The sequence below is a fragment of the Candidatus Thermoplasmatota archaeon genome, from assembly GCA_030018475.1.
GTDB lineage: Archaea > Thermoplasmatota > JASEFT01 > JASEFT01 > JASEFT01 > JASEFT01.
Genome location: JASEFT010000015.1, coordinates 22,115 through 24,918, shown reverse-complemented (window position 1 = coordinate 24,918; position 2,804 = coordinate 22,115). Strand labels below are relative to the sequence as shown.

Annotated in this window: 4 protein-coding genes; 2 read left to right on the top strand and 2 right to left on the bottom strand. The window is 37.1% G+C overall.

Annotated features, from left to right (window positions below; translation table 11 throughout):
- Positions 1–44: 44 nt before the first annotated feature.
- Positions 45–1,070 carry an RNA 3'-terminal phosphate cyclase gene (gene rtcA, locus QMD21_03325; GenBank protein MDI6855801.1) on the top strand — a complete coding sequence of 342 codons (1,026 nt, stop codon included), beginning with the start codon at positions 45–47 and terminating at the stop codon, positions 1,068–1,070.
- A gap of 58 nt (positions 1,071–1,128) precedes the next feature.
- Positions 1,129–1,767 carry an ERCC4 domain-containing protein gene (locus QMD21_03320; protein ID MDI6855800.1) on the top strand — a complete coding sequence of 213 codons (639 nt, stop codon included), beginning with the start codon at positions 1,129–1,131 and terminating at the stop codon, positions 1,765–1,767.
- A 19-nt stretch (positions 1,768–1,786) separates the two neighbouring features.
- Here the strand turns inward: QMD21_03320 and QMD21_03315 are convergent, their stop codons facing one another.
- Positions 1,787–1,978 (bottom strand): hypothetical protein, encoded by a 192-nt coding sequence (locus tag QMD21_03315; protein MDI6855799.1) that lies wholly within the window; start codon positions 1,976–1,978, stop codon positions 1,787–1,789.
- Positions 1,971–2,282 carry a hypothetical protein gene (locus tag QMD21_03310; GenBank protein ID MDI6855798.1) on the bottom strand — a complete coding sequence of 104 codons (312 nt, stop codon included), beginning with the start codon at positions 2,280–2,282 and terminating at the stop codon, positions 1,971–1,973. The genes QMD21_03315 and QMD21_03310 overlap by 8 nt, the downstream gene beginning before the upstream one ends.
- Positions 2,283–2,804 lie beyond the last annotated feature (522 nt).

Below are 2,804 nucleotides of genomic sequence, written 5' to 3'. Positions count from 1 at the left end.
AGAAAAAGTTAATTCTGAGAAACTCATTTTCTAAAGTTAGAAAAATGATCGTGATAGACGGCTCTTACGGCGAAGGTGGCGGCCAAATTTTAAGAACTGCTGTAGCGCTAAGTGCACTCACTAAAAAGCCTGTGAGGGTGGTGAATGTAAGAGCGAAGCGCTCTAAGCCAGGTTTGCAGGCGCAACATCTTACCGCTGTTAAGAGTGTGGCAGAGCTTTGCAGCGCTGAAGTTAAAGGTCTTGAAAAAAACTCCAAGGAGCTGGAATTTTATCCCGGCAAATTGAAAGGAGGCGAGTTTAAACTTGATGTAGGTACGGCAGGAAGTGTGACTTTAGTATTGCAATGCTGCTTGCTATCTTCTATTTTTAGCAGCTCGCAAGTGAGGCTAAGCATAACAGGGGGTACAGATGTTAAATTTGCACCGCCAATAGATTATTTCAAAAATGTATTTCTTAAATTACTTGAGAAGCTAGGTATAGAAGCTGAGCTCGAATTGATAAGGAGAGGATATTACCCTAGAGGCGGTGGCGAAGTAGAAATTTTGATTAAGCCGGTAAAGGAAATTAAACCATTGAGTTTAGAGCGTGGAGGCTCTCTAAAGCAAGTCGAAGGATTATGCTTTATTTCAAATTTGCCGGATAATATTTTAAAAAGAATAAAGCATTCTGCTTTGAAAGAGTTAATTAATTACTCAACAAAAATAGAAGAAAATGTTTCTTTAGCTTATGGGCAGGGCACCGGTATCACTCTTTGGGCTGATTATGAAAGCACTTGCTTGGGCTCTTCTTGTTTGGGTGAAAAAGGCTTGCCCGCAGAAAAAGTAGGCTCTGAAGCAGCACTTAATCTATTAAAAGAAATTAACTCGGGTGCTACTCTCGACATTCATGCCGCAGATCAAATTCTACCTTATCTTGCATTAGCAAAAGGTGAGAGCAAATTTCTGGTAAGAGAGCTTTCTTTACACGCGCAAACTAATATGTGGCTGATAAAGAATTTTTTAGATGTGGAATTTGAGGTTGTTGATGAAAAAGGGTTAAAGAAGATTAAAGTACAGCCCTTAAGATCATAATCTTTTTAGAGTGGCTTTATAGAAAAACATTTCTGTGCATAACACTTTTTATCTATCTGTGATTATCGATACTCATGAGCCCAAATCAATTCAAAATTTGCTCGCTGAGAAAGGCGTGAAGTTTGAGGTTAAGACAATAACTCCTGGAGATTATGTTGTTGGAAAGATTGGCATAGAAAGGAAAACTTTGCGCGATTTCTTCAGCTCAATGATAAAGAAAAGATTGTTTGAGCAGTTGAAAAGGTTAAAAGAATGTTATAGCAGCTCAATACTTATTTTAGAAGGCGATATCAACGAAATAAATTATTTCAAAAACCCAGGTGCTTTCTGGGGCTGCTTCTATACAATAATTTCTGAGCTTGGAATACCTATATTCTTCACCCCTGACAGAAATCAAACTGCAATTCTACTTTATACGCTCTATCAGCGCCAGTTTAAAGAGAAGCGAGAAGAAGCTCTAAGATTCAAGCCCAAATTTTTAACTCAAGAGCAAATGCAAGAATTCTTGGTTCAGGGCTTGCCTGGCATAGGTGAAAAATTATCAAAATCGTTACTACAACATTTTGGCTCTGTGAGAAATGTCTATCTTGCAAAAGAGAAAGATTTAATGAAAGTCGAAGGGATAGGTGAAAAGACTGCAAAAGAGGTTACCGCGCTTTTAGATAGGAAGTATAAGAGCAAGCAGGAAAGATTGTAGCCGCTTTACTCACATTCTGTTACCTTGGCAATTTACTTGGTTTTATTCCTAAGAGCAGGGCTTTTTTACCTTTTTCTTCGAGATAAACCGGAAAGAAATTTGTGTCTGAGATATACTCATCAACTTTCTCAGGGTTCCTTAAAATCTCTCTTAGATGCATAAAGGTTATTTCTAAGCCCTTGTCTACCTGTTTTTCTTCTTTCTTACTCAATTTCAAGCCAACCACACTCCTTTAAATATCGTTTCCAATTTGTTTTTATGTCTATTTCCGCATATGTCAATATTTCGGTAAGTTCTTTATCCCCCAACCAAACTTTTTCCTTCTTTCCATCTTTATGAATTAGATCCCTATGAGGTTTCCCATGCGCAAAGTTATATCTTACTGCCTCTTTCCAGCCATTGTCATTTATCTCTAGTTGAACTACAAAGTCTGTTATTTTATTACGTTCACGCTCAATGATTACCCTCATTCTTATCTTATTCCATACATACCATTCAAGCCACTCTTTTCGCATGTGCTTTTCTTAGAAGTATATATGTGTTATCTCATATTAAAATTACTTGAGCGATTTAGAGGTTTGTGGAATTGGCGAAAAAATTGCAAAAGAGATTACTGAGCTTTTAGATAGGAAGTATAAGAGCAAGCAGGAAAGATTGTAGCTCAATACAAAAATTGTACCATAAAAGTATTTCTATAAATGGTAATAGCTTCGACCCGCTCAAGGGCGAATCTGCAAATATAACCTGATGATCAGCTACTAATTTCGAGGAATATCCATTGAGTGCAAACTATAGGAACAGCTTGTTTTCGATAGATATATATACCACCTAGTCCCAGATAATATTCAAAAAGAAAAAGTATACTCATGATTGAATAAGTTTGGAAAGATGTTAAGAAACAAAATTAAAACAAGTAGAGCTACGAACTGCACTCGAACTTTTTCCTTAGTAATAGTTGCGATTCTAGTTATAGCTGGATCCGTAGGGATAATCCAAACTGATTGGGTAAGTGGAACTGCTAAAGCAGGAACTGTGTT

What these genes read in the sequence shown, in the direction of transcription:
- QMD21_03310 (MDI6855798.1), bottom strand. Translation starts at nt 2,282, where the DNA reads ATGCGAAAAGAGTGGCTTGAATGGTATGTATGGAATAAGATAAGAATG.
- rtcA (MDI6855801.1), top strand. Translation starts at nt 45, where the DNA reads ATGATCGTGATAGACGGCTCTTACGGCGAAGGTGGCGGCCAAATTTTA.